Raw genomic sequence first — 22,393 nt, 5'->3', positions numbered from 1 at the left:
AGTCCGAACGGGCGATGTCAAAGTGCGCCTACGCAAGTGAAAAACATGAATCGGCTAAGGATGCAGAACCATGAGCACTGAGCAAGAGACGACTTTCGACGAGCCACGGCTCAGCAGCACGGAAATCCGCATTCTGGGATCGTTGATTGAGAAACAGGCCACCAGCCCGGAAACCTATCCCCTGACCCTCAATGCCCTGGTGATTGCCTGCAACCAGAAAACCAGCCGCGAGCCAGTGATGAACCTGACGCCGGGCCAGGTCGGTCAGAGCCTGCGCGCCCTCGAAGGACGCGGCTTCGCCAGACTGGTGATGGGCAGCCGCGCCGACCGCTGGGAACACAAGGTCGACAAGGCCCTGGAACTTGTACCGGCGCAGGTCATCCTGACCGGGCTGATGTTTCTGCGCGGCCCGCAGACCGTCAATGAACTGCTAACCCGCAGCGGCCGCATGCATGAATTCGAAGACACTGAACAGGTGGTGCATCAACTCGAACGCCTGATTGCCCGGGGTCTGGCCGTGCTGATTCCGCGTCAGGCCGGCCAGCGCGAAGACCGTTACACCCACGCCCTGGGCGACCCGGCGGATATCGAAGCGATCATGGCGGCACGGCAAAACCCGGCCGAGCGTGGCGGCAGCGGGGTTTCGGTTGAACGGATCGAAGAACTGGAAGCGCGAATTGCGGCGCTGGAAGAAAGACTGGCCCGGCTCGAATAACCTGGATGTTTACCTGACACAACACTCCCACAATGGATCGTGGACCGACGGACATGTGTGATTGACACAACCCCTGTAGGAGCGAGCCTGCTCGCGAAAAACGTCCAGACGACGCGCTCATTCAGACAGCACGCGTTATCGTTGACGTCCATCGTGAGCAGGCTCGCTCCTACAGTGGTTTGACGGTGCCTGTGGTTACTCGCCGTCCCAGTAATCCACCCCGTCCGCCTGCCGGGCCACCGCAACAAAGCCCGACGCATTACCCTCGGCATCCACCTTGAAGTCATCCATCACGGCGTATTTACCGGAATCCGGGTATTCACAGATTTCCGGTGATTGCTGGGTGCTGACGGCCAGGTAGCGCAACTCGCCGTTACTGGTATTGATGATCTGGTGCGCCTTTTCAGGCCCACCCGGTGGACAGGCGATCACATCACCGGCACGGATTGGAAAGCGTTCGGATCCCAGGCGAACCTGCCCTTCCCCGGCCACGACGTAGAACATTTCCTCATTGACCCGATGACTGTGAAACGGACTGCCGCGCATGCCTGGCTCCAGCACATACAGGCGATACCCCAGCTTTTGCGCCCCCAGTTGCTGACCGACACGGGCCTGGCGCTGTTGATAGCGACCGGCGGTTTCACCGGTCGGCGCAAACGCTTCGGGTAGCGACTCAAGTTCGACCGAATCCAGATTGAGAATGGGGGGATGCATGGACACCTCCTAGCTGCGGGCAAACGCCACGGCCTTCTGGAATTGCTCGTCCGTCGGCCGTACACCGGTATAGAGCACAAATTGCTCCAGTGCCTGGATCGCGATCACTTCCAGCCCGGTGATGACCCGCTTGCCTTCGGCACGGGCACGCACGATCAGCGGTGTTTCCGAGGGTATCGCCACCACATCGAAGACAGTTTCCGCTTTTTCGATCACATCAGGCTCAAAGGCCAGTTGATCGGCCTCCGGTCCTCCCGTCATGCCGATCGGGGTGACGTTGACCAGCATCTGCGGGCGACGCCTCCCCAGCTCGGCCTGCCACTCATACCCCAAAGACTGCGCCAGCGCCTGCCCGGCGCGCTCGTTGCGGGCCACGATCAGGCCGTTTTCATAGCCGCCATCGCGCAAGGCACTCGCCACGGCCTTGGCCATGCCGCCGCTGCCGCGCAAGGCAAAGGTCGAGTCCTTGGGCACCTGGTGTTTTTCCAGCAACTGGGCAACGGCGATGTAGTCGGTGTTGTAGGCCTTGAGATGCCCGTCGGTGTTGACGATGGTGTTGATCGATTGAATGGCGGCGGCAGATGCGTCGAGTTCATCCACCAGGGCAATGCAGGCTTCCTTGAACGGCATCGACACGCCACAACCACGAATCCGCAGGGCGCGAATGCCGGCAACAGCACCCGTCAGGTCCTGGCTGGCAAAGGCCTTGTAGTAAAAATTCAGGCCCAGTTGTTCATACAGATGATTGTGAAAACGCAGACCAAAGTTCCCCGGGCGTCCTGAAAGGGACATGCACAACTGGGTGTCTTTGTTGGGGTTCATCTGCATGGGCAAGCTCCTTCAAATGCACTTTTCGGATGGACGGGATTAGCCCTCCATCGGGTTCTGATCGATCATGAAGGTGTGTTCGCACGGGCCTACACGGGTCGGTAAGAAAGTCGGTACAGACCTTACACAAAATTTACCTCGCGGCCGTGCTGTTTTTCAGAAAAACGCTGTCTTAGAAGTATCCCCGCGACAATCCTTGGGTCTATTGCAGACACAAGCGCCGGGTTGAAGAACCGAGGTACTATCATGATCCGTAAAGTCCCCACAGTAGCCTTGCTGATCGGCACCCTCGCTATCGCAGGTCAGGCGCAAGCCGGGCATGGTAATGACGCGGCGGTATTTGGAGCGATCGTCGGTACTGCCATCGTCGGCTCGGCTCTGATCAACGCCAACCGCCCGGTCTATGTCGCGCCGCAACCGGTCTACTACCAGCCCGCGCCGGTTTATTACGCACCACCGCCTCCGGTTTACTACCAACCGGCCCCGGTCTACGTGCAACAACCGATCTACTACCGCCCGGCCCCGGTTTACTACGGACCACCCCGTGGTTACTACGGCCCGCCACGCGGCTACTACGGCCGACATTACGGTCGCTGGTAACAGACTCAACCGGCCCCGCTGAAACAGTGGGGCTTTTTTATATCCAATTGTCGATCAAGGTCTGGATAAATCTCGCCAAGGTCGCTATCGGGACAGTGTCCGTGGCAGAAACAGGCAAGATGGACTCGTCCCGATTTCTGCCCTGCGGCACAAAACGGTCATATTTTTGTCATGTCAGTTCCGCAAGCTCGGTGCTGTCCGTCGAAAACAGGTTCATAACAACAAGGACGACCACATGCCAACGCAAAACCCGCACCGCATCGTCGGTCTGTGCACCTCCAGCAAGGTCTACAACGCACTGACCGAACTCAAGCACCTGGAAGGTCATCGCAGCGCCAAGTTTCTCTCGCTGCTGACGCAAAGCCTGGTGCGCAAGGGCCTGCTCAACGAGCAGGAAGTGGTTCATATGCTCGATCAGGTGGTCAGCTGACCGACCAACGGTCGTTTACCCCCTCTGGCATCAATGACCACTATCGAAAACGTTGATTACCCCTCAAGGTACCCGGACCTTAAAGTAACTCCACAGATTGATGGAGGTACTTTTCATGTCCAAGGTTCAGATCATGTCCGTTATCGGCAGCGCCGTCCCCGCACAGCTCAGAGAGTTGGGCATGCTCGCCTGCTGGTACCTGGTGCAGGACGGCGTACAGATCAGCGGCCCGCTCACTTCGCTGCCCGCCGCCCGTGAGCTGTCGCAACGCATCGGCAGCAGCCAGTCCGGCAGGTTCAGCGCCTAAGGCAGCTGCACCCGCGGTTTGGTTTCGATGAAAATGTCCCAGCTCGACATGAACAGGGCCGCGATCAACGGGCCGATGACAAAACCGTTCAGCCCGAAAATCGCCAGGCCGCCGAGGGTCGAGACCAGGATCATGTAGTCCGGCATCCTGGTGTCCTTGCCCACCAGCAATGGCCGGAGCAGGTTGTCCACCAGACCGATCACCAAGACCCCGAACAATACCAGCACCACGCCCTGCCAGATCGCCCCGGTGAGCAGGAAAAACGCCGCCACCGGCACCCAGACTATTCCCGCCCCCACCGCCGGCAGCAACGACAGAAACGCCATCAACACCGCCCAGAGCAACACGCTGGGAACGTCCAGAAACCAGAAAATCAGACCGCCCAGCGCGCCTTGGGTGACGGCCACCAGCAGGTTGCCTTTCACCGTGGCCCGCACCACACGATTGAACTTGAGCTGCAAACGGCGTTTCTGCTGTTCCTGCAACGGCACCGCCGCACGCACCTTGCGCGCCAGTTCCGCACCGTCACGCAGGAAGAAAAACAGCAGGTACAGCATGATGAAAAAGCTGACGATGAACTCGAACGTGCCCTGGCCGAAACTGAACGCCTTAGAGGCCAGCGCCTGCCCGCCGGTCATCGCGCTCTTGACGATTTTCTCGCGCAGCCCGTTCAACTCGCCCATGCCGAAGCGATCCAGCAGATGCTGGAAATACGGCGGCAGGCTGTGCTTGAACTGCGACACATACCCGGCAATGTCGAGTTCGCCGCTCTCGACGCTTTTGTAGAGTGACGCGCCCTCCTGAACCAGCAAGGCGCTGATGATGATTACCGGCAGAATCGCAATCACCAGGCAAATGCTCAATGTGCACAGCGACGTGAGGTTGCGTTGCCAGCCGAACTTCACTTGCAGCCGGCCCTGCAGTGGCGCAAAGAGGATGCCCAGGATCACCGCCCAGAACGCCGCGCCGTAAAACGGCAGCAGGATCCAGATGAAGGCAGCGCTCACCAGCACCAGCAATACCGTCAGCGATTTGTCTTGTGGGTTCGTTTCGTTCATGTCCGATCCGTGCCAGCCAGTCAGGACGAAAAACTTTCGCCTTGATGTTTAGTCCGCCACGGCTCGCGCGAGTGCCATCGGTTTGTTGATCAGACATAGATCCAGGTCAATAAACCCTTGGCACAGGGCATTTACCCTGTGCGGCTTTTGCGACCGACACCGCCATGAACCTCACCGCGCCAGAACTGCTCGCCCCCGCCGGCACCTTGAAAAACATGCGTTACGCCTTCGCCTACGGCGCCGATGCCGTGTACGCCGGCCAGCCGCGCTATAGCCTGCGGGTGCGCAACAACGAATTCGACCACGCCAACCTGGCCCTCGGCATTCGCGAGGCCCAGGCCCGGGGCAAGCGCTTCTACGTGGTGGTGAACATCGCGCCGCACAACGCCAAGCTCAAGACCTTCCTCAAGGACCTTGAACCGGTGATCGCCATGGCCCCGGATGCGCTGATCATGTCCGACCCCGGCCTGATCATGCTGGTGCGCCGACACTACCCGCAGATGCCGATCCACCTTTCGGTGCAGGCCAATACGGTGAACTGGGCCAGTGTCGAGTTCTGGCAGCAGCAAGGCTTGAGCCGGATCATCCTGTCCCGAGAGCTGTCCCTGGAAGAAATCGCCGAGATCCGCGAGCAAGTGCCGGCCATGGAACTGGAGGTGTTCGTGCACGGCGCGTTGTGCATGGCCTATTCCGGGCGTTGCCTGCTGTCGGGCTACATGAACAGGCGCGACGCCAATCAGGGCAGCTGCACCAACGCCTGCCGCTGGAAATACTCGGCGCAACCGGCCACGGAAAACCCGCTCGGCGAGATCGTGCAGCAGTATCAGCCGGAACCCACCCTGGGCATCGGCGCGCCCACCGGGCAGGTGTTCCTGTTGCAGGAAGCCAATCGTCCCGGCGAACAGATGCCCGCCTTCGAAGACGAACACGGCACTTACATCATGAACGCCAAGGACCTGCGCGCCGTGCAGCATGTCGAACGCCTGACCCACATGGGCGTGCACTCCCTGAAAATCGAAGGCCGGACCAAATCCCACTTTTATTGCGCGCGCACCACCCAGGTTTATCGCCGGGCCATCGACGATGCGGTGGCGGGCCGGGCCTTCGACCGCGGCCTGATGACCGACCTGGAGTCCCTCGCCCAGCGTGGCTACACCGAAGGTTTTCTGCGCCGGCATGTGCATGACGAATACCAGAACTACCAGAACGGCAGCTCGGTGTCGGAGCGCCAGCAGTTTGTCGGTGAACTGACCGGACAGCGGCGGGATCGCCTGGCCGAGGTCAAGGTGAAAAACCGCTTCGGCCTGGGCGATCACATGGAGCTGATGACGCCCAAGGGCAACTTCCACTTCGATCTGCACCAGTTGCAGAACGCCAAGGGTGAAGCGATCGACGTTGCGCCGGGGGATGGGCATACGGTGTATTTGCCGATACCGGATGCGGTGGAGCTGGAGTTTGGGTTGTTGATGCGGGATGTGAGGGGCTGAACATCAGCAACAGTGCCATGTGAACCTGTGGCGAGGGGGCTTGCCCCCGCTGGGGTGCGAAGCAGCCCTAAATCCAGAGGACGCGGTTTTTCTGTACAAGTACTTTCGTCGGGATTACGACGGCTTTGCCGCCGATCGGGGGCAAGCCCCCTCGCCACAAACGCTGCCTTACCCCATTTCTACAGCGATCAATGATTACGCAAATTCCTCGCGGAGCATCTTCACAAACGCCTCACGCGCCGGGTGCACCCCGGCGTTTTCGTGCCAGTAAAACAGGTTGTCGACGGCGGTCAGCTCAGGAAACTCAAACCCTGCGCACCCTGCACCTTTGGCGTATTGGTCAAAGATCCCCTTAGGCACCAGCGCCACGCCGGCCCCGGCGCTGACGCAACCGACAATCGCGCCATAACTGGCCAGGCTGACAATCGGCAGCGCCTGCCCCTTTCGCAACAACCAATGCTCCAGCGCCGCCCGGTACGGACAGCCCTGGGGCCACATGAACACGGTCTGGTCCTGCAAATCACTGATGTCCCGCAGCGGCCCCAGGGAGGTCGAGGCGATCAGCAGCAGCTCTTCGCGGTACATCGGCGTGCGCTTGAGGTGCGAACGCTCGACATCCACCGCCACGATGGCGCCGTCGAGCTTGTGGTTGAGTGTGTCGTCGAGCAACTGCCCCCAGGAGCCGGTGGTCAACTCCAGCGCCACCTGCGGGAAACGCTTGTGGAATTTCGCCAGCAGGCGCGGCAATCGCCCGGTGGCCGACGACTCGATGGCTCCGATGCGCAACGGCCCCGAGGGTTCGGCCGAAGGATCGACCGCGCGCTTGGCCTCGGCGGTGAGGGCAAGAATTTTCGAGGCGTAGGCCAGGAAGGTTTGCCCCGACGGGCTGATGCGCAGCCCTCGACCCTCACGCAAAAACAGCGCGACACCCAGTTCGGCCTCCAGGGCCTTGATCCGGGCCGTGATGTTCGACGGCACGCAATGCAACAGCTCGGCCGCGCGGGCGATGCTGCCGACATCGGCCACGGTCTTGAACATGCGAATCTGAGCCAGCTCCATACATCACCCACAGTGAACAGTTAGCGCAGTATAAGTCAGTTGTGGCGAACGATCCGCTTTCTGATACTCGGTGCATCCACCCACAGGTGCACGACCATGACGCCGCTCACACCCTCCCCCGTTTCACCCTGGAAAATCATTCTGGCCATGGCGTTTGTCGTGGCGTGCTGGGGCTACTCCCCGACCGGCATCCATATCGGCTTGCAGGCCTATGACCCGGTGCACCTGGCGCTCCTGCGCTTCCTGCTGGCCTCTGTGTTCATGGCCGTGGTCGCGATGTTCAAGGGCATTCGCCTGCCGAGCCTGCGAGATCTGCCCCTGATGTTCGGCCTGGGCTTCTTTGCCGTGAGCCTGCACCACGTGGCGATCAACTTCGGACAGCAGGGTGTCAGCGCTGGCGCTTCGAGCGTCCTGGCCCAGACCACCCCGCTGTTCAGTACGTTGATCGCGCGCTTCGTGTTCAAGGATCAGGTGAGCCTGTGGCGCTGGGGTTGTGTGCTGCTCGGGTTGTTTGGCGTGATGATTGTGGTGGCAGGCGATCATGGCTTGGGCAGCATTGATGCCCACGGCTTGCTGATCCTGCTGGCGGCGGTGTCCTGGAGTCTCTACTTTGCCCTGCAAAAGCATCACACCGGGCGATACGACGGGCTGACGCTGGTGTGTTACACGGTGTGGTCCGGGACGGTGCTGTTGCTGGTCTACTTGCCCGGTCTGGCGGATCAAGTCGCCCAGGCGCCGCTGCGCGTGCAGTTTGCGGTGATTGCCCTGGGGATATTCCCCAGTGCCCTGGCGTACCTGGCTTGGGCTTATGTGCTGGCGCATGTCGATTTGAGCCGGGCGACGATGACGCTGTATTTGACGCCGCCGACGGCGATGGTGATTGCGTCTTATGCGCTGGGTGAGCGGCCGACATTGATGATCGTGGTCGGCGGGCTGGTGGTGTTGGCAAGTGTGCTGGCGTTGAATCTGGAGCGGCGGGCTGTGGTTGTTCAAACTGTCAGGGTCTGACTCAGGTTTTTCGCTGTCAGGTCCGGCGCTATCGCGAGCAAGCTCGCTCCCACAGGGGAAATGCGGTGCTCACACAATCGGTGTGGGAGCGTGGCTTGCCCGCGATGAACGATGACGCGGTATCACTGACCATCAGCTGGGCGAAAACCGGTCGCGACTGTTGGTCAGGTGCAGCCACATCGCCGCCCGCGCCGCATCCGGGTCCTGGCGTTTGATGGCGTTGAGAATCGCCTCGTGCTCCAGGTTGGCCAACTGACCGAGCTTGCTCAAGTCCACCGCACCACGCTCGGCGGCATTGACCCGGGTGCGCGGGATCATCGCACTGCCCAGGTGCTGCATGATTTCAGTGAAGCAGACGTTGCCGGTGGCTTCGGCGATCAGCAGATGAAAACGCCGGTCCGCTTCGACACAGCTGTCGTTGTTGGCCAGCAGGTTTTGATAGTCGTCCAGCGCTTCACGCATCTGCGCCAGTTGCAGATCGGTGCGGCGAGTTGCCGCCAGCGCCGCCGCCTGGGTTTCCAGACCCATGCGCAACTCCAGAATACTGCGCACCCCCAACGCCGTATCGACATTCAGCCGCAGCCCCTGCTCCGGAGCGCGCTCGATCACAAACGTGCCAATCCCATGCCGGGTTTCCACCAGCCCCGAGGCCTGCAACTTCGAGATCGCCTCGCGCACCACCGTGCGACTGACCCCGTGCTCCTGAACGATGGTGTTTTCCGACGGCAGCTTGTCGCCGGGCAACATCTGGCCGAGCAGAATGCGCTGGGTCAGTTTCTCCACCAGATCATGGGCCAGGTTGTGGCTGCGCTTGCGGGCAGGTGCTTCGAGGTCTTCTTGCATGGGCGTGTCCGAAATCAGGGCTATCGAATCGTAGCACCGCGCCGGGCGAGAATTCCGAAAAATCTCGCTTAACTTGTATGACAACACTCAACAAAAGCCCATATTGAGTCGCTTAAAAGGCCACTTAGCACCACCAACAGAATTAAAAACCTCTGAATTGCCGCCATTTCATTGGGCAAACATGGTTGCAAGTTCAAAAAACCTAGTTGTATGATGTCTAGCAACAACGCAACACCCAGCTTCACCCCGCATAAAAATAACGAGTGGGAGAAAACGCAGTGAATACATCCATCTCCGGGATGCACGACGACGCCAATTCAGCGCTGAAGTCCGCCATCGCCAAAGTCAAAAGACACGTCTTGCCGCTGTTCGTCATCATGTTCATCGTCAATTACATTGATCGCGTGAACATCGGTTTCGTCCGCACCCACATGGAGCACGACCTGGGCATTGGCGCGGCCGCCTACGGCCTGGGTGCCGGTCTGTTCTTCATCGGTTATGCACTGTTCGAGGTGCCCTCCAACATCCTTCTGCAGAAAGTCGGCGCACGCATCTGGCTGACCCGGATCATGCTGACCTGGGGCCTGGTCGCCGCAGGCATGGCGTTCATCCAGAACGAAACCCACTTCTACATCCTGCGTTTTCTGCTGGGCGTGGCCGAAGCCGGGTTCTTTCCCGGGGTGATCTACTACTTCACCCGTTGGTTGCCTGGCGTGGAGCGAGGCAAGGCGATTGCCATCTTCCTCAGTGGCTCGGCGCTCGCGTCGCTGATCTCAGGCCCCCTGTCCGGTTTGCTCCTGCAAATCGAAGGGCTGGGCCTGCACGGCTGGCAGTGGATGTATTTCATCGAGGGCATGTTTTCGGTGGGATTGTGCGTGTTCGTCTGGTTCTGGCTGGACTCCAGGCCCCACGACGCCAAATGGCTGAGCCGCGAAGAGCAGGACGCACTGGTCAAGGCCATCGACGACGAACAACTGGCCCGGGAAGCCGCCACGCCCATCAAGCCGTCGCTGGGCAAACTGCTCAAGGATCGCCAGATCATCCTGTTCTGCCTGATCTACTTCTTTATCCAGCTGACCATCTACGCCGCGACCTTCTGGCTGCCGAGCATCATCAAGAAGATGGGCGATCTGAGCGATGTCCAGGTCGGGCTGTTCAACTCGATTCCGTGGTTGCTGTCGATTGTCGGCATGTACGCCTTCGCTTCCTTGTCGGCCAAATGGAAACACCAGCAAGCCTGGGTCGCCACTGCCCTGCTGATCGCTGCGGCCGGGATGTTCATGTCCACCACCGGCGGGCCGGTCTTCGCCTTTGTCGCCATCTGCTTTGCAGCACTGGGCTTCAAATCGGCCTCGTCGCTGTTCTGGCCGATTCCCCAGGCCTATCTGGATGCGCGCATTGCCGCTGGCGTCATCGCGTTGATCAACTCGGTGGGCAACCTCGGCGGCTTCGTTGCGCCGACCACTTTCGGCCTGCTGGAAGAACGCACCGGTTCCATTCAGGGCGGGCTGTACGGCCTGGCCGCGACTTCAATCATCGCCGCCATCATCGTGTTTGCTGCCCGTAACACACCGAAACCCGCACCTGCCGTGGCGCTGGGCAAACCCGCTCCCGACCACGCCTGAATTCTGCTTTTTAAGGATTGGAAAATGAACCCACAAGACACCGCAAAAGCCCCGGTCATCACCAGCATGCAAGTGGTTCCGGTCGCCGGCCACGATGGCATGCTGCTCAACCTGAGCGGCGCCCACGGCCCGTTTTTCACCCGCAACATCGTGATCCTCAAGGACAACGCCGGCCACACCGGCGTTGGCGAAGTGCCGGGGGGCGAGCGCATTCGCCAGACCCTCGAAGACGCGCGCAGCCTGGTGGTCGGCAGCCCGATTGGCACTTATCAGAAAATCCTTAATCAGGTACGCCAGACCTTCGCCGACCGCGATGCCGGTGGCCGCGGTTTGCAGACCTTCGATCTGCGCATCACCATTCACGCCGTCACCGGCCTGGAAGCTGCATTGCTCGATTTGCTCGGTCAGCACCTGGACGTACCGGTGGCCGCCCTGCTCGGCGAAGGCCAGCAGCGCGATGAAGTGAAGATGCTCGGCTATCTGTTTTACGTCGGTGATCGCAACGAAACCGACCTCGCCTACCGCAGCGAACCGGACGCCGACAACGACTGGTTCCGCGTGCGGCACGAGAAAGCCATGACCGCCGATGCGGTGGTCCGCCTGGCCGAGGCGGCTCACGCGCGTTATGGCTTCAAGGACTTCAAGCTCAAGGGCGGCGTGCTCAGCGGCGACGCCGAAATCGAAGCGGTCACAGCCCTTGCCGAACGCTTCCCCGATGCGCGCATCACCCTCGACCCGAATGGCGCCTGGTCACTGAAAGAAGCCATCCGCCTGTGCCGCGATCAGCACCGCGTGCTGGCCTACGCCGAAGACCCGTGCGGGGCAGAAAACGGTTACTCGGGGCGAGAAGTCATGGCCGAATTCCGTCGCGCCACGGGTTTGAAAACCGCGACCAACATGATCGCCACCGACTGGCGGGAGATGGGCCATGCGATCCAGTTGCAGTCGGTCGACATTCCCCTGGCCGACCCGCACTTCTGGACGATGCAGGGTTCGGTGCGCGTGGCGCAGATGTGCCACGAATGGGGCCTGACCTGGGGTTCGCACTCTAACAACCACTTCGACATTTCCCTGGCGATGTTCACCCATGTCGCGGCAGCGGCGCCGGGCGAGATCACCGCCATCGACACCCACTGGATCTGGCAGGACGGTCAGCGCCTGACCAAGGCCCCGTTGCAAATCGTCGACGGCTGCGTGCAGGTGCCGCAGAAACCGGGGCTGGGGGTCGAGCTGGATATGGATCAGGTCGCCAAGGCTCACGAGCTGTACAAAGGCATGGGCCTGGGGGCGCGGGATGACAGCGTGGCGATGCAGTTCCTGATTCCCGGCTGGAAGTTCGACAACAAGCGGCCTTGCCTGGTGCGTTGAATCGCCAGGTGCGTTGAATCAAGGGTTGCGTGTGGCCGCCTGATGGCGGCCGATTTTAAAAAGCGCTCGGAGCATGGCGCTTGAACCCCTAAAATGACGCGCAACTGAATCAACGACGGATGAAACCAACATGGACAGGCTGAAAACCATCGCCGCTGGCATGGCGATATTCGCCGCAGGCCAGTGCGTTGCACAGGATCAAGTCGAGACAGTGGTGAATGCCGCTGTACAACCGGTAATGCAAGCCGAGGGTATCCACGGCATGGCCGTGGCGATCACCGTCAACGGCCAGGCGCATTACTTCAACTATGGCGTCGCCTCGATAGAAACCGGCAACCCCGTCACACAAGACACCCTGTTCGAAATCGGCTCCGTCAGCAAAACCTTCACCGCCACCCTCGCCGCCTACGCCCAGGCCACCGGCAAGCTGTCCCTGACCGACAAGGCCAGCCAGGTCCTGCCGGCCTTGCGCGGCAGTGCTTTCGACCACATCAGCGTACTGCAACTGGGCACCTACAGCGCTGGCGGTTTACCCCTGCAATTTCCTGCTGAATCTGATTCGGCCGACAAAATGCTCGGCTACTACAAACAATGGAAACCGCTCTACGCCCCCGGCAGCCACCGACTGTATTCGAATCCCAGTCTGGGCCTGTTCGGCTACCTCGCCGCCCACAGCATGGGCCAGCCGTTTGATGACCTGATGGAGAAGACCCTGCTGCCAAAACTCGGCTTGCAGCACACCTATGTGCATGTGCCGCAGGATCAGATGGCGCTCTACGCCCAGGGCTACAACAAGGACGGCAAACCGGTACGGGTGGGTCCGGGCGCGCTGGATTCCGAGGCGTATGGGGTGAAGACCAGCGCCGCAGACTTGCTGAGCTATGTCGGCGCGAATATGAAACCGGCGTCCCTGGAAAAGCCGTTGCAGCAAGCCATCGCCTTGACTCACAGCGGTTACTACACCGTTGGCGATATGACTCAGGGCCTGGGCTGGGAGATGTATCGATACCCGATCACACTGGACCGCTTGCTGGACGGCAACTCCACGCCAATGGCCATGCAGGCCCATGAAGTCCAGTGGCGGAACCCGCCGCAAGCGCAGCCGGAAAACGTGCTGATCAACAAGACAGGTTCAACCGGTGGCTTTGGTGCTTATGTGGCGTACGTGCCTTCGAAGGACATCGGCATCGTGATGCTGGCCAACAAGAATTATCCCAATGCGCAGCGGGTCAGGATCGCTCATCAGATACTGAGTGCCCTTGCCCGATAGTTGCTGATCCATCTGTGGGAGCGAGCTTGCTCCGGGCGGCGCTCCGAGGATGGAGGTCTGACATTCAACATTTGTATCGACTGTTACGACGCTATCGCGAGCAAGCTCGCTCCCACAGAAAAGCCTGCCATTGTCGCCAGATAGAGGATCAATCATCCGGCATTTCAGGCGGCTTGGCGGGCTTGGCCGGTTTGCCAGGTTTTGTACCTTTGGCGCCTTTTGCCGCCGGCTCGGCTTCAGTGACGGGAGCGGCCACGGTCGCGGTAAATTCTTTCTCGGCCACCGGCAGCTGATCGACAGCGCTGAAAACATCTTCCAGCTTGATGGCGTCCGATTGTTCAAGTTTCTTTTCGCCGTCCTTGCCGACCAGAATCACCTTGGTCTTGGCGCCGGCCCCCAGCTTGAGCGAGCGGATCAGCGCCGCCGTGTCCTGTGGCCCGAGGTCCTTGCCGTCGCGCTGGCCCATCAGGTTGAGTACGGTGTAGAGCACCATGTTGCGGTCGGTGAAGCCCTTGCGGTTGGCCGGCTCATCCAGCGACTTTTTCAGGCTGACCCAGGTCGGATCAACCGTGCTCGGAGCGATGACGATCAGTGGCCGGGCCCTGCCCTTGTCCATGTCCAGCGGTGAGTCGCCATCGGCGGCGAACGAGGTGCCGGCAAACGCCAGCAAAGTAGCCAGAGTCAGTGACCTGATGAGCATGCGCATCTCCTTTTGATATTCACGCTCTAATGATTGCGCATCGCGGCGATCGTTCCGGGTGACATACCGCAAATATTGTTCGCCTTGCCCCAAGCTTAGGTCAGGGCGGTCATTGCGCAACAGACTGGGCTAATCTGAAGACTCATGGCAACCAGCCTGATCCCTTGTGAGGACTTGCCCATGAGTACTCAGTTGAATCACACCATCGTCTGGTGCCGGGACAAGCAGGTTTCGGCGAATTTCCTGACGGGCCTCCTTGGCCTGCCTGCCCCCGAGCCCTTCGGCCCCATGCTGATCGTCAAACTGGATAACGGCGTATCACTGGATTTCTACGACAACGAGCCGCCGATTGCGTCTCAGCACTACGCATTCCTGATTGGCGATGAGGATTTCGATGCAGCCTTCGCACGCCTGCAAGCCAACGGTCAGCCATGGTGGGCCGACCCGGGCAAGCAGCGACTGAGGGAGATCAATGATTACGCGGGAGGACGGCGGGTGTATTTCGATGACCCGGACGGGCATCTGCTGGAAATATTCACCCGCGAATGAAGCTGGCGTGGCGGCTTGATTCAGAACGCCAGTTTGTAGCCGATCAGCAACAGCATGGTCGCCAGGCAAGGGCGCAGCAATTCGTCGGAGATGCGCCCGGTCAGGTGGCTGCCCAGGTAAATCCCCGGCAACGAGCCCACCAGCAAGTAACCCAGGACGTGCCAATCCATGTTGCCCATGCTGGCGTGGCCAAGGCCCGCGACCAGGGTCAGCGGCACGGCGTGGGCGATTTCAGTCCCCACCAGGCGGCGGGTCGGCAGCATCGGATAGAGAATGAACAGTGCCACGGTGCCCAGTGCACCGGCACCGATGGACGTCAGCGCGACCATGGCGCCAAGGACCAGCCCGGTGATGACCGTCATCACGTTCAAGCGCAATCCGCTGGGGTTGTAGTTGCCACCCGCACGTTTGTGGGCGAAGTCGAGCAGGCGCTTCTTGAACAGGATCGCCAGAGCTGTGGCGAACAACACGAACCCGAGGGCCTGCTTGATGATCGCGTTCATCGACTCGGGGGCGCTGTGCAGGGTACTGAGGAACCACAGCGTCATCGCCACCGCGGGCACGCTGCCCAAGGTCAGCCAGCCGGTGATCGCCCAGTCGATGTTGTTGTTCTTGCGGTGAACCAGTACGCCGCTGGACTTGGTGATGGCGGCGTACAGCAGGTCGGTACCGACCGCCGTCGCCGGGTTGATGCCGAACCCAAGCAGGATCGGAGTCATGAGCGACCCGCCACCTACGCCAGTCATGCCGACGATGAAGCCGACAACCAGCCCGGCAACGACCAACCCGATGTTCACTAAATCCATGAATACTTCCACAAAGATCGCAGGGGAAATCTGGCCCGCAGCATAGCGATATTTCTTATAACCAGTTATATCGATGCGATCTATCTTTATACCGGAAGCACCATGTCACCCTGTGGGAGCAAGCTTGCTCGCGATGGCGGTGTATCAGTTGGCATCATGGCGACTGACACTCAGTCATCGCGAGCAAGCTCGCTCCCACAGGGTTGCGTGCCAGATTCACTGCACCGGCAGGAAATTCAGGAACAGCAGGCTCTGGGCATAGTTCACGCCGATGCGCCGGTAGCGTTCGTCGAGCATCCGGGTCAGCAGGTCCAGCCGGGCGACGATCTTGCCGAACTCGACGGCAAAGCTCAGGTTGCTGCCCTCCTCCGAGATTTCGTTGGAGAACAGCAAGGGCTGGCCCTCTTTGTTCTGTCGCTGGCTGAGGATCCAGGTGGCGATTTCGATATTGCGCGCGGCATTGCTGACAAATACCGGGTTGATCGTGTCGGTCATGTAGAACTCAAGGCGATTGCCATGAGCGGTCACCAGCATGCTGCCGATGGCATAGATGAACGCACCGACCCGGTCGCCCAGAAACTCCGGACTCATGGCAAAACGCAGGGCCGCGAGGTCCTTTTTGCCGCCCAGGGTCGGCAATGGTTGCTGCAGCTCAATGGCCATGCGCACTTGCTTGCCAGCGGTGCGGGCATCGAGGAAACCGGATTTTTTCAGCTCGTCGGGGTTACGCAGATAGAGCTTGCTCATCAGCAGGTAAAGGCTGTTGAGGTTGTCGCGCATGGTCAGGGTGGCCATGCGGTCGACGCTGGTCTGCAGGAACTCCTGGGGTTTGCTTTCGCGCATCTGGTTGATGATGTCGCCGCCCTGCTGCTGGCTGCAACCGGTGACGTAGAGCATCGACAGACCTGCAAGCAGCAGGCAATGACGGCGGATTCTAGTGGTGATCGTGGGTGAAACTCGAGCCATGGGTTCTTGGACTTGGGCATGGGCCGGCGGTGGGGATCGCCGCAGGCTGCCATGGATAGAGCCGGACATTTCGAAAAAGTGCAGTATCGGCACAGAGCAATCGATCACCGGCAAGGTGCAGCTCAAGAGTTCGCAGCCTGCGGCGGAACCGATGGACTATTCTGCTGCCCACTGAAATAACCATCGGCATTCATAAAGGAGGTTTGCATGCGCACGCTTGAACTGGCTGGCACCAGGGTCCCGGTCATCGGCCAGGGGACCTGGCAGATGGGCGAAGACCGTTCACGGCACACGGAAGAAGTCGCGGCACTGCGCCTGGGTATCGAGCTGGGCATGACCCTGATCGACACTGCGGAAATGTACGCCGAAGGCGGTGCCGAGGAAGTGGTGCGCGATGCCATTGCCGGCCAGCGCGACAACGTCTTTCTGGTCAGCAAGGTGTACCCGCACAACGCCAGTCGCCAGGGCATTCCCCAGGCTTGCGAGCGAAGCCTGCGCAGGCTTGGCACCGATTACATCGACCTGTATCTGCTGCATTGGCGCGGTCAGTATCCTCTGGAAGAAACCGTCGACGCCTTCGAGCGCTTGCGCGAAGCCGGCAAGATTGGCCGTTGGGGCGTGTCCAACTTCGACCTCGACGACCTGCTGGAACTGGACGCCCCGGCCTGTGCCACCAATCAGGTGCTCTACAACCTGGAGCAACGGGGCATAGAATTTGATTTGCTGCCCTGGAGCCAACAACGGCGGTTGCCGGTCATGGCTTACTGCCCGATTGGCCAAGGCGGTAAAATGCTCTTGGACGTCGCGCTCAAGCAGGTAGCTGCCCGTCACGGCGTCGCACCGGCTCAGGTGGCACTGGCCTGGATACTGCGTCAGGAAGGAGTGATCGCCATCCCCAAGGCGGTCCGACTCGAACATGTACGCCTCAACGCCCAGGCCGCCACGTTGCAGCTTGAGCCCGGGGATCTGGAGGCGCTGGACCAAGCGTTTCACGCGCCACAACGCAAACAGCGGCTGGCCATGGTCTGAACCACCGCAGCCTGTCAGAGAGCTTCGCCATGAGAAGCACCGACCACCTGGACCCGTTCAATCTGCAACGTTTTCTCCAGGCTCAGGACCCGGTATTCGACCGGGTTCGAAACGAGCTGAACAACGGACACAAGCGCAGTCACTGGATGTGGTTCATTTTTCCGCAGTTTGCCGGGCTCGGCGACAGCGAGATGTCGCGCCGCTTTGCCATCCGCTCGCGGGAGGAAGCCCTGGCCTACCTTGAGCATCCGTTGCTGGGCGCCCGGCTACGTACCTGCACCCAGGAAGTACTGAACGTCCGGGAGCGCTCGGTAGCGGGGATTTTCGGTCATCCCGATGACCTGAAGTTTCATTCCTCGATGACCCTGTTTGCCCAGGTCGCCGATGCCGACAACCTTTTCCAGCAAGCCTTGAACCAGTACTTCCACGGCATCCTGGATGACTGGACCCTGTCGCTGATGGACTCAAAACAGGCCCAGCTGCCCCCCAATCAGGGTTGAGAAGTCGTCGTCGACAAACGGCAGTATCGCGTCCGCCACCGGTTGCAGCTGCCGGGTGATGTAGTGGTCGTAATCGATGGGCGCGCTGCGCACTTCCAGCGGTTCGGGGCCGGCGACGGTGATCACGTAGCTGATCCAGCCGCCGTTCTGATACTGCCGCGGGCGCCCCTGCCGGTCGTTGTACTCGTCGGCCAGGCGCGCCGCGCGCACATGGGGCGGTACGTTGCGCTGATAGTCATCGAGGGTGCGGCGCAGGCGTTTGCGGTAGATCAGCCGGTCATCGAATTCACCGGCCAGGGTCTTGCGCACGTAGTCACGCACATAATCCTGGTAGGGCTTGCGCAGGAAGATCCGCGAATACAGCTCCTGCTGGAACTGCCGGGCCAGCAGCGACCAGTCGGTGCGCACGGTTTCCAGGCCTTTGTAGACCATTTCGTCGCTGCCGTCCTCCCGGGTGACCAGCCCGGCATAGCGCTTTTTACTGCCTTCCTCGGCACCGCGAATGGTCGGCATCAAAAAGCGCTTGTAGTGGGTTTCGAACTGCAGTTCGAGAACGCTCTGCAGGCCGTATTCCTGCTGCACGTGCTCGCGCCACCACTGATTGACGTGCGCCACCAGCGCGTGGCCGATCTGCGCCGCCTCCTGCTGGCCATGGGCGCGACGCAGCCAGACGAACGTCGAGTCGGTGTCGCCGTAAATCACCGCATGCCCCTGGGCTTCGATCAACTGGCGGGTGCGCAGCATGATCTCGTGCCCGCGCAAGGTGATGGACGACGCCAGGCGCGTGTCGAAGAAACGACAACCGCTGGAGCCGAGCACACCGTAGAACGCGTTCATGATGATTTTCAGCGCCTGGGACAGCGGCGCGTTGTGTTCGCGCTTGGCGGTTTCCCGGCCTTCGGCCACCCGGGCGACGATGGACGGCAGGCAATGCCGGGTGCGGGAAAAGCGCGCGCCACGAAATCCCGGCACCGACTCGCTGTCGTCCGGGTGCTTGAGCCCTTCAATCAGTCCCACGGGGTCAATCAGGAAGGTACGGATGATCGACGGGTAGAGGCTTTTGTAGTCGAGCACCAGCACCGATTCGTACAGTCCCGGCTGCGAATCCATGACAAAACCGCCGGGACTGGCTTCGGGTGGCTTGCCACCGAGGTTCGGCGCCACGAAACCCTGACGGTGCATCAGCGGCATGTACAGGTGCGTGAACGCCGCCACCGAACCGCCCATGCGATCGGCCGGCAAACCGGTGACGCTGGCTCGCTCCAGCAGGAAGGTGAGCAACTCGGTCCTGGCAAAAATCCGCGTGACCAGTTCGCAGTCCTTGAGGTTGTACTTGGCCAGCGCCGGTTTGTCCTCGGCGAACATGCGATTGATTTCGTCCATGCGCTGGTACGGGTTGTCGATGGACTTGCCTTCGCCGAGCAAGGTTTGCGCGACGTTTTCCAGGCTGAACGAGGGGAAACTCCAGGTCGCCGAACGCAGGGCCTCGATACCGTCGATGATCAGGCGGCCAGCCGCAGATGCGAAGTAGTGATTACCGCTGCCGTGTTCGCGCCACTGCATTTCCTCGCCGCCACGCCCCAGTTTCAACGGCACCGCCAGGCGCCGGGCGTGTTCGTGGAGTACCCGCAAGTCGAACTGCACGACGTTCCAGCCGATGATCGCGTCGGGGTCGAACCGGGCAAACCATTCGTTGAGTTTTTTCAGCAACAGGGTGCGCGAATCGCAGTATTCAAGCTGGAAATCCACCTGGCTGGCATCGCCATTGGGCGGACCGAGCATGTACACCTGGCGCTCGCCGCAGCCTTCCAGGGCGATGGAGTACAACTCGCCCTGGGCCGTGGTCTCGATGTCCAGGGACACCAGTTTCAGGCTCGGCCGGTAATCGGGGTCGGGTTTCATCTGCGCGTCGAGCAGCAGGCCCTCGGCATCCGGTGTGCCACTGAAGCGCACCGGTGCGGTGATGAAGCGCTCCATCATGTAGCGTTCCGGCGGGCGCACGTCGGCTTCGAACACCTCGACACCGGCCCGGCGCAGCGCGGTTTCCAGGCGCATCAACTGGCCATGTTGCTGGCAATAGAGACCGAGGACCGGGCGATGTTCGAAATCCTGCAGGGCCAGGGGCTTGAGCTCGACGTTTTTCTCGTCATGCAAAACACTTTCGGCGGGCTGACGCTGCGCAGCCGGGATGAACGCCACCGACGGTTGATGAGGCAGGCGGATACGCCGGGGACCGCTGTCGGTCGCCAGCCAGAATTCGACTTCCGTACCGGCCGGGGTGTCGCGCCAATGCCGGGTCAGGACGAAGCCCTGCTGTAGATCCACCACTGCAAACCTCGAAACTGATTCAGAGGGTGATTCTACCCGTCATCAGTCGTGATAGCGCGTTTGCCGCAGGCCTGTCAGGCAGACACCGATCCCACAGGTGGTTCGTTGGCCGGAATGTGGGGTTTACCAAAGAAAAACCGCCAAATGACGTTTTTTGCGTGTTATCTGCCGCTTTCGCCCTTGCCCTGAACGCTTGCGTCTACGATTCTTCAAGAACAACGACAACACCCGAGTAACCACCATGAAAACCGTCGCCCAACTGCTCAAGCTCAAAGATCAGAAGAATCAGGAAGTGCACCAGATCAAACCCGACCACATGGTGCTCGAGGCGCTGATGAAGATGGCCGAGAAAAACGTCGGCGCCTTGCTGGTGGTGGAAAATGATGAAGTGCTGGGCATCATCAGCGAACGGGATTACGCGCGCAAACTGGTGTTGCACGGCCGCTCTTCGGTGGGCACGCCGGTGCGCGACATCATGGTGTCACCGGTGATTACCGTCGACACCCATCAAACCGTGGATACCTGCCTGGGCATCATGTCCGATAGACGCCTGCGCCACTTGCCGGTGGTCGAAGGCGGCAAATTGATCGGCCTGCTGTCGATCGGTGACCTGGTCAAGGAAGCCATTGCCGAACAGGCTGAACTGATTCGCCAGCTGGAACAGTACATTCGCGGGGAATAAAGCCGGACTCAACATTCACCCGAAAACCTGTGGGAGCGAGCTTGCTCGCGATGGGGCCATATCGGTCGACATCTATGTCGAATGTCAGGCCGTCATCGCGAGCAAGCTCGCTCCCACAGGGTAAGTGGTGTTTTCAAGCCGGCCAATGCCGGGCGAACACCGGTGCCAGTGCCGGGTGGCGGTCGATGCGTTCCAGCCAGGCGAAAAACCCCGGCCGGGCGTTGCGCAAATGTTCCCGGCTGCCCGCCCATCGCGAGATCACCGCCGCCAGCACATCCAGGCCCCCTGGTTTTTCGCTGCCCAGGTACAACTCACCCGAAAACTGATCGGCAAACACCTCCCAACTCCAGTGCAGGCGCCGGCGGGCGCCCTCCATGAGGTTCTGCCTGGACAACTCATCCGCCTCGGCCAGCCAGCGTTCGGGGTAATCGATGATGCCGATGGCCGCATAGCAATTGCTGACGATGTACGCCATGCCGCGAATGGCCTGGTCCCGCTCGGCCGGATCCTGCGGCAACAATCCCGATGCGGGAAAGGTGAGCCCGAGGTGGATCAGGATCGCCGCGCTCTCGGTCAGGACAGCGCCATCGGGTAGCTGCAAGGTCGGAATCTGTTTGAGCGGGTTGAGCTTCTCCAGCGCCTGGGCCGCCTCCGCGGACGTCTCGACATCGATGAAGCGATAAGGAACATCACACAGCTCAAGGGCGGCTTCGATGGCCGCCGCCCCGGAGTTCTGATGGCCGTAGAGCTGGTACATAAACGTCTCCTTGCATACCGTAACCTCTGCAGTGCCGCATCAAGCGTCGCGGCTGAGGATCGCGCCAGCTAACCAGTGTAGAAGCCACCACCCGCCACACCACGAACATCCGACGATCGCACCATCACGTTCACTTGGGGTGTGGTGTCGGTCCTATCATTGCCGTCGATGTTCACCATCATCTCAATGAAGTTCTCTTAAAAATTCCCCGGCGTAACATCTGCTCCATACCAACCCATAAGCACCCCGGAGCACACCATCATGAAACGCCAAACCCTCCTCAGCATCGCTTTCTCGGTTTTCGCAGTTAACGCTTTCGCCGCAAACTCTGCTCAACCTGTAGTCGCTGAAGGCGGCTCGGATCGTCTGATTGAAAGCCGTGTGGCCGAGGGTGGTTCGGATCGCCTGATCGAAAACCGCGTCGCCGAAGGCGGTTCCGACAAACTCCTGCAAAACCGCGTCGCTGAAGGCGGTTCCGACAAGCTCCTGCAAAACCGCGTCGCTGAAGGCGGTTCCGACAAACTGCTGCAAAACCGTGTCGCCGAAGGCGGTTCCGACAAACTGCTGCAAAACCGCGTCGCCGAAGGTGGTTCCGACAAGCTCTTGCAAAACCGTGTCGCCGAAGGTGGCTCCGACAAGCTCTTGCAAAACCGTGTCGCCGAAGGTGGTTCGGATCGTTTGATCGAAAGCCGCGCTGTCTGAATGCAGTGCCTGACCGCAGGACTCAATGAAAACCCGGCCTCACCCGCCGGGTTTTTTATGCT

24 protein-coding genes are annotated in these 22,393 nt (G+C 60.6%); 14 read left to right on the top strand and 10 right to left on the bottom strand.

All coding sequences use genetic code 11. From position 1 onward, the window contains the following. Nucleotides 1–70 precede the first annotated feature (70 nt). Nucleotides 71–715, top strand: coding sequence for a YceH family protein (locus tag AC1RS8_RS23310; protein WP_057714038.1), 645 nt, complete (start codon nt 71–73; stop codon nt 713–715). A gap of 195 nt (nt 716–910) precedes the next feature. Here the strand turns inward: AC1RS8_RS23310 and AC1RS8_RS23305 are convergent, their stop codons facing one another. Then, nucleotides 911–1,429, bottom strand: coding sequence for a cupin domain-containing protein (locus AC1RS8_RS23305; RefSeq protein WP_489338924.1), 519 nt, complete (start codon nt 1,427–1,429; stop codon nt 911–913). A gap of 9 nt (nt 1,430–1,438) precedes the next feature. Next, nucleotides 1,439–2,257, bottom strand: coding sequence for a shikimate 5-dehydrogenase (locus AC1RS8_RS23300; RefSeq protein ID WP_223503423.1), 819 nt, complete (start codon nt 2,255–2,257; stop codon nt 1,439–1,441). 246 nt (nt 2,258–2,503) lie between these two features. Between AC1RS8_RS23300 and AC1RS8_RS23295 the strand changes: the two genes are divergently transcribed. The 3 genes from AC1RS8_RS23295 (at nt 2,504) to AC1RS8_RS23285 (ending at nt 3,594) form a co-directional block, all read left to right on the top strand. Further along, nucleotides 2,504–2,857 carry a hypothetical protein gene (locus AC1RS8_RS23295; protein ID WP_057714035.1) on the top strand — a complete coding sequence of 118 codons (354 nt, stop codon included), beginning with the start codon at nt 2,504–2,506 and terminating at the stop codon, nt 2,855–2,857. Between the two features lie 235 nt (nt 2,858–3,092). After that, nucleotides 3,093–3,287, top strand: coding sequence for a hypothetical protein (locus AC1RS8_RS23290; protein WP_008052996.1), 195 nt, complete (start codon nt 3,093–3,095; stop codon nt 3,285–3,287). A gap of 115 nt (nt 3,288–3,402) precedes the next feature. After that, nucleotides 3,403–3,594 carry a hypothetical protein gene (locus AC1RS8_RS23285; protein ID WP_489338925.1) on the top strand — a complete coding sequence of 64 codons (192 nt, stop codon included), beginning with the start codon at nt 3,403–3,405 and terminating at the stop codon, nt 3,592–3,594. On the opposite strand, the gene AC1RS8_RS23280 is transcribed toward AC1RS8_RS23285, so the two are convergent. Beyond that, a complete protein-coding gene (locus AC1RS8_RS23280; RefSeq protein WP_489338926.1) occupies nt 3,591–4,652 on the bottom strand; it encodes an AI-2E family transporter in 1,062 nt (353 codons plus the stop codon). The two genes, AC1RS8_RS23285 and AC1RS8_RS23280, sit on opposite strands and share 4 nt — an antisense overlap. A gap of 164 nt (nt 4,653–4,816) precedes the next feature. On the opposite strand from AC1RS8_RS23280, the gene trhP reads away from it, so the two are divergent. Then, nucleotides 4,817–6,139: a prephenate-dependent tRNA uridine(34) hydroxylase TrhP gene (gene trhP / locus AC1RS8_RS23275; RefSeq protein WP_489338927.1), complete on the top strand. Its 1,323-nt coding sequence runs from the start codon at nt 4,817–4,819 to the stop codon at nt 6,137–6,139. A 195-nt stretch (nt 6,140–6,334) separates the two neighbouring features. On the opposite strand, the gene AC1RS8_RS23270 is transcribed toward trhP, so the two are convergent. Then, a complete protein-coding gene (locus AC1RS8_RS23270) occupies nt 6,335–7,198 on the bottom strand; it encodes a LysR family transcriptional regulator (RefSeq protein ID WP_489338928.1) in 864 nt (287 codons plus the stop codon). A gap of 96 nt (nt 7,199–7,294) precedes the next feature. Between AC1RS8_RS23270 and AC1RS8_RS23265 the strand changes: the two genes are divergently transcribed. Further along, nucleotides 7,295–8,206: a DMT family transporter gene (locus AC1RS8_RS23265; protein WP_057714030.1), complete on the top strand. Its 912-nt coding sequence runs from the start codon at nt 7,295–7,297 to the stop codon at nt 8,204–8,206. A gap of 132 nt (nt 8,207–8,338) precedes the next feature. Here the strand turns inward: AC1RS8_RS23265 and AC1RS8_RS23260 are convergent, their stop codons facing one another. After that, nucleotides 8,339–9,049 (bottom strand): FadR/GntR family transcriptional regulator, encoded by a 711-nt coding sequence (locus AC1RS8_RS23260; protein WP_090456787.1) that lies wholly within the window; start codon nt 9,047–9,049, stop codon nt 8,339–8,341. Nucleotides 9,050–9,327: 278 nt separating this feature from the next. Between AC1RS8_RS23260 and AC1RS8_RS23255 the strand changes: the two genes are divergently transcribed. From AC1RS8_RS23255 to ampC, 3 genes are all read left to right on the top strand, one after another. Next, the gene (locus AC1RS8_RS23255; protein WP_489338929.1) at nt 9,328–10,674 is read left to right on the top strand and encodes an MFS transporter; all 1,347 of its coding nucleotides are present in this window, start codon (nt 9,328–9,330) and stop codon (nt 10,672–10,674) included. Nucleotides 10,675–10,698: 24 nt separating this feature from the next. After that, the gene (gene gudD, locus AC1RS8_RS23250; RefSeq protein ID WP_340315931.1) at nt 10,699–12,042 is read left to right on the top strand and encodes a glucarate dehydratase; all 1,344 of its coding nucleotides are present in this window, start codon (nt 10,699–10,701) and stop codon (nt 12,040–12,042) included. 160 nt (nt 12,043–12,202) lie between these two features. Beyond that, nucleotides 12,203–13,312, top strand: coding sequence for a class C beta-lactamase (ampC, locus tag AC1RS8_RS23245; RefSeq protein ID WP_489340638.1), 1,110 nt, complete (start codon nt 12,203–12,205; stop codon nt 13,310–13,312). Nucleotides 13,313–13,460: 148 nt separating this feature from the next. Here ampC and AC1RS8_RS23240 read toward each other — a convergent pair whose 3' ends face one another. Continuing rightward, nucleotides 13,461–14,012: a DUF4174 domain-containing protein gene (locus AC1RS8_RS23240; RefSeq protein WP_489338930.1), complete on the bottom strand. Its 552-nt coding sequence runs from the start codon at nt 14,010–14,012 to the stop codon at nt 13,461–13,463. A 180-nt stretch (nt 14,013–14,192) separates the two neighbouring features. Between AC1RS8_RS23240 and AC1RS8_RS23235 the strand changes: the two genes are divergently transcribed. Further along, nucleotides 14,193–14,561 (top strand): VOC family protein, encoded by a 369-nt coding sequence (locus tag AC1RS8_RS23235; protein WP_057714024.1) that lies wholly within the window; start codon nt 14,193–14,195, stop codon nt 14,559–14,561. 20 nt (nt 14,562–14,581) lie between these two features. Here the strand turns inward: AC1RS8_RS23235 and AC1RS8_RS23230 are convergent, their stop codons facing one another. Continuing rightward, nucleotides 14,582–15,367: a sulfite exporter TauE/SafE family protein gene (locus tag AC1RS8_RS23230; RefSeq protein ID WP_090456794.1), complete on the bottom strand. Its 786-nt coding sequence runs from the start codon at nt 15,365–15,367 to the stop codon at nt 14,582–14,584. Between the two features lie 216 nt (nt 15,368–15,583). Beyond that, complete coding sequence (locus tag AC1RS8_RS23225) at nt 15,584–16,333, bottom strand: hypothetical protein (protein WP_489338931.1); 750 nt, start codon at nt 16,331–16,333, stop codon at nt 15,584–15,586. A 207-nt stretch (nt 16,334–16,540) separates the two neighbouring features. Here AC1RS8_RS23225 and AC1RS8_RS23220 point away from each other — a divergent pair, with 207 nt between their 5' ends. After that, nucleotides 16,541–17,362 carry an aldo/keto reductase gene (locus tag AC1RS8_RS23220; protein WP_057714022.1) on the top strand — a complete coding sequence of 274 codons (822 nt, stop codon included), beginning with the start codon at nt 16,541–16,543 and terminating at the stop codon, nt 17,360–17,362. A gap of 29 nt (nt 17,363–17,391) precedes the next feature. After that, a complete protein-coding gene (locus AC1RS8_RS23215; RefSeq protein WP_489338932.1) occupies nt 17,392–17,862 on the top strand; it encodes a DUF1810 domain-containing protein in 471 nt (156 codons plus the stop codon). Here AC1RS8_RS23215 and AC1RS8_RS23210 read toward each other — a convergent pair. Then, nucleotides 17,827–20,187, bottom strand: a complete 2,361-nt coding sequence (locus AC1RS8_RS23210; protein ID WP_489338933.1) for a DNA polymerase II — start codon at nt 20,185–20,187, stop codon at nt 17,827–17,829. The two genes, AC1RS8_RS23215 and AC1RS8_RS23210, sit on opposite strands and share 36 nt — an antisense overlap. Nucleotides 20,188–20,431: 244 nt before the next feature. Here AC1RS8_RS23210 and AC1RS8_RS23205 point away from each other — a divergent pair, with 244 nt between their 5' ends. Beyond that, nucleotides 20,432–20,872, top strand: a complete 441-nt coding sequence (locus AC1RS8_RS23205) for a CBS domain-containing protein (RefSeq protein ID WP_007976812.1) — start codon at nt 20,432–20,434, stop codon at nt 20,870–20,872. A 133-nt stretch (nt 20,873–21,005) separates the two neighbouring features. Here AC1RS8_RS23205 and AC1RS8_RS23200 read toward each other — a convergent pair whose 3' ends face one another. Then, nucleotides 21,006–21,629 (bottom strand): glutathione S-transferase family protein, encoded by a 624-nt coding sequence (locus AC1RS8_RS23200; protein WP_057714019.1) that lies wholly within the window; start codon nt 21,627–21,629, stop codon nt 21,006–21,008. A 261-nt stretch (nt 21,630–21,890) separates the two neighbouring features. Between AC1RS8_RS23200 and AC1RS8_RS23195 the strand changes: the two genes are divergently transcribed. After that, nucleotides 21,891–22,331: a phage infection protein gene (locus AC1RS8_RS23195; protein ID WP_340315944.1), complete on the top strand. Its 441-nt coding sequence runs from the start codon at nt 21,891–21,893 to the stop codon at nt 22,329–22,331. Nucleotides 22,332–22,393 lie beyond the last annotated feature (62 nt).

The sequence above is a fragment of the Pseudomonas sp. GW821-FHT12A04 genome (assembly GCF_058807755.1).
Note: the sequence above shows the minus strand (reverse complement) of the source record. Positions and strands in the feature narration are given on the sequence as shown.

Bases quoted from the DNA above. Each gene is read 5' to 3' on its own strand.
- AC1RS8_RS23310 (WP_057714038.1), top strand. From the start codon at position 71: ATGAGCACTGAGCAAGAGACGACTTTCGACGAGCCACGGCTCAGCAGC.
- AC1RS8_RS23305 (WP_489338924.1), bottom strand. From the start codon at position 1,429: ATGCATCCCCCCATTCTCAATCTGGATTCGGTCGAACTTGAGTCGCTA.
- AC1RS8_RS23300 (WP_223503423.1), bottom strand. From the start codon at position 2,257: ATGCAGATGAACCCCAACAAAGACACCCAGTTGTGCATGTCCCTTTCA.
- AC1RS8_RS23295 (WP_057714035.1), top strand. From the start codon at position 2,504: ATGATCCGTAAAGTCCCCACAGTAGCCTTGCTGATCGGCACCCTCGCT.
- AC1RS8_RS23290 (WP_008052996.1), top strand. From the start codon at position 3,093: ATGCCAACGCAAAACCCGCACCGCATCGTCGGTCTGTGCACCTCCAGC.
- AC1RS8_RS23285 (WP_489338925.1), top strand. From the start codon at position 3,403: ATGTCCAAGGTTCAGATCATGTCCGTTATCGGCAGCGCCGTCCCCGCA.
- AC1RS8_RS23280 (WP_489338926.1), bottom strand. From the start codon at position 4,652: ATGAACGAAACGAACCCACAAGACAAATCGCTGACGGTATTGCTGGTG.
- trhP (WP_489338927.1), top strand. From the start codon at position 4,817: ATGAACCTCACCGCGCCAGAACTGCTCGCCCCCGCCGGCACCTTGAAA.
- AC1RS8_RS23270 (WP_489338928.1), bottom strand. From the start codon at position 7,198: ATGGAGCTGGCTCAGATTCGCATGTTCAAGACCGTGGCCGATGTCGGC.
- AC1RS8_RS23265 (WP_057714030.1), top strand. From the start codon at position 7,295: ATGACGCCGCTCACACCCTCCCCCGTTTCACCCTGGAAAATCATTCTG.
- AC1RS8_RS23260 (WP_090456787.1), bottom strand. From the start codon at position 9,049: ATGCAAGAAGACCTCGAAGCACCTGCCCGCAAGCGCAGCCACAACCTG.
- gudD (WP_340315931.1), top strand. From the start codon at position 10,699: ATGAACCCACAAGACACCGCAAAAGCCCCGGTCATCACCAGCATGCAA.
- ampC (WP_489340638.1), top strand. From the start codon at position 12,203: ATGGCGATATTCGCCGCAGGCCAGTGCGTTGCACAGGATCAAGTCGAG.
- AC1RS8_RS23240 (WP_489338930.1), bottom strand. From the start codon at position 14,012: ATGCTCATCAGGTCACTGACTCTGGCTACTTTGCTGGCGTTTGCCGGC.
- AC1RS8_RS23235 (WP_057714024.1), top strand. From the start codon at position 14,193: ATGAGTACTCAGTTGAATCACACCATCGTCTGGTGCCGGGACAAGCAG.
- AC1RS8_RS23230 (WP_090456794.1), bottom strand. From the start codon at position 15,367: ATGGATTTAGTGAACATCGGGTTGGTCGTTGCCGGGCTGGTTGTCGGC.
- AC1RS8_RS23225 (WP_489338931.1), bottom strand. From the start codon at position 16,333: ATGGCTCGAGTTTCACCCACGATCACCACTAGAATCCGCCGTCATTGC.
- AC1RS8_RS23220 (WP_057714022.1), top strand. From the start codon at position 16,541: ATGCGCACGCTTGAACTGGCTGGCACCAGGGTCCCGGTCATCGGCCAG.
- AC1RS8_RS23215 (WP_489338932.1), top strand. From the start codon at position 17,392: ATGAGAAGCACCGACCACCTGGACCCGTTCAATCTGCAACGTTTTCTC.
- AC1RS8_RS23205 (WP_007976812.1), top strand. From the start codon at position 20,432: ATGAAAACCGTCGCCCAACTGCTCAAGCTCAAAGATCAGAAGAATCAG.
- AC1RS8_RS23200 (WP_057714019.1), bottom strand. From the start codon at position 21,629: ATGTACCAGCTCTACGGCCATCAGAACTCCGGGGCGGCGGCCATCGAA.
- AC1RS8_RS23195 (WP_340315944.1), top strand. From the start codon at position 21,891: ATGAAACGCCAAACCCTCCTCAGCATCGCTTTCTCGGTTTTCGCAGTT.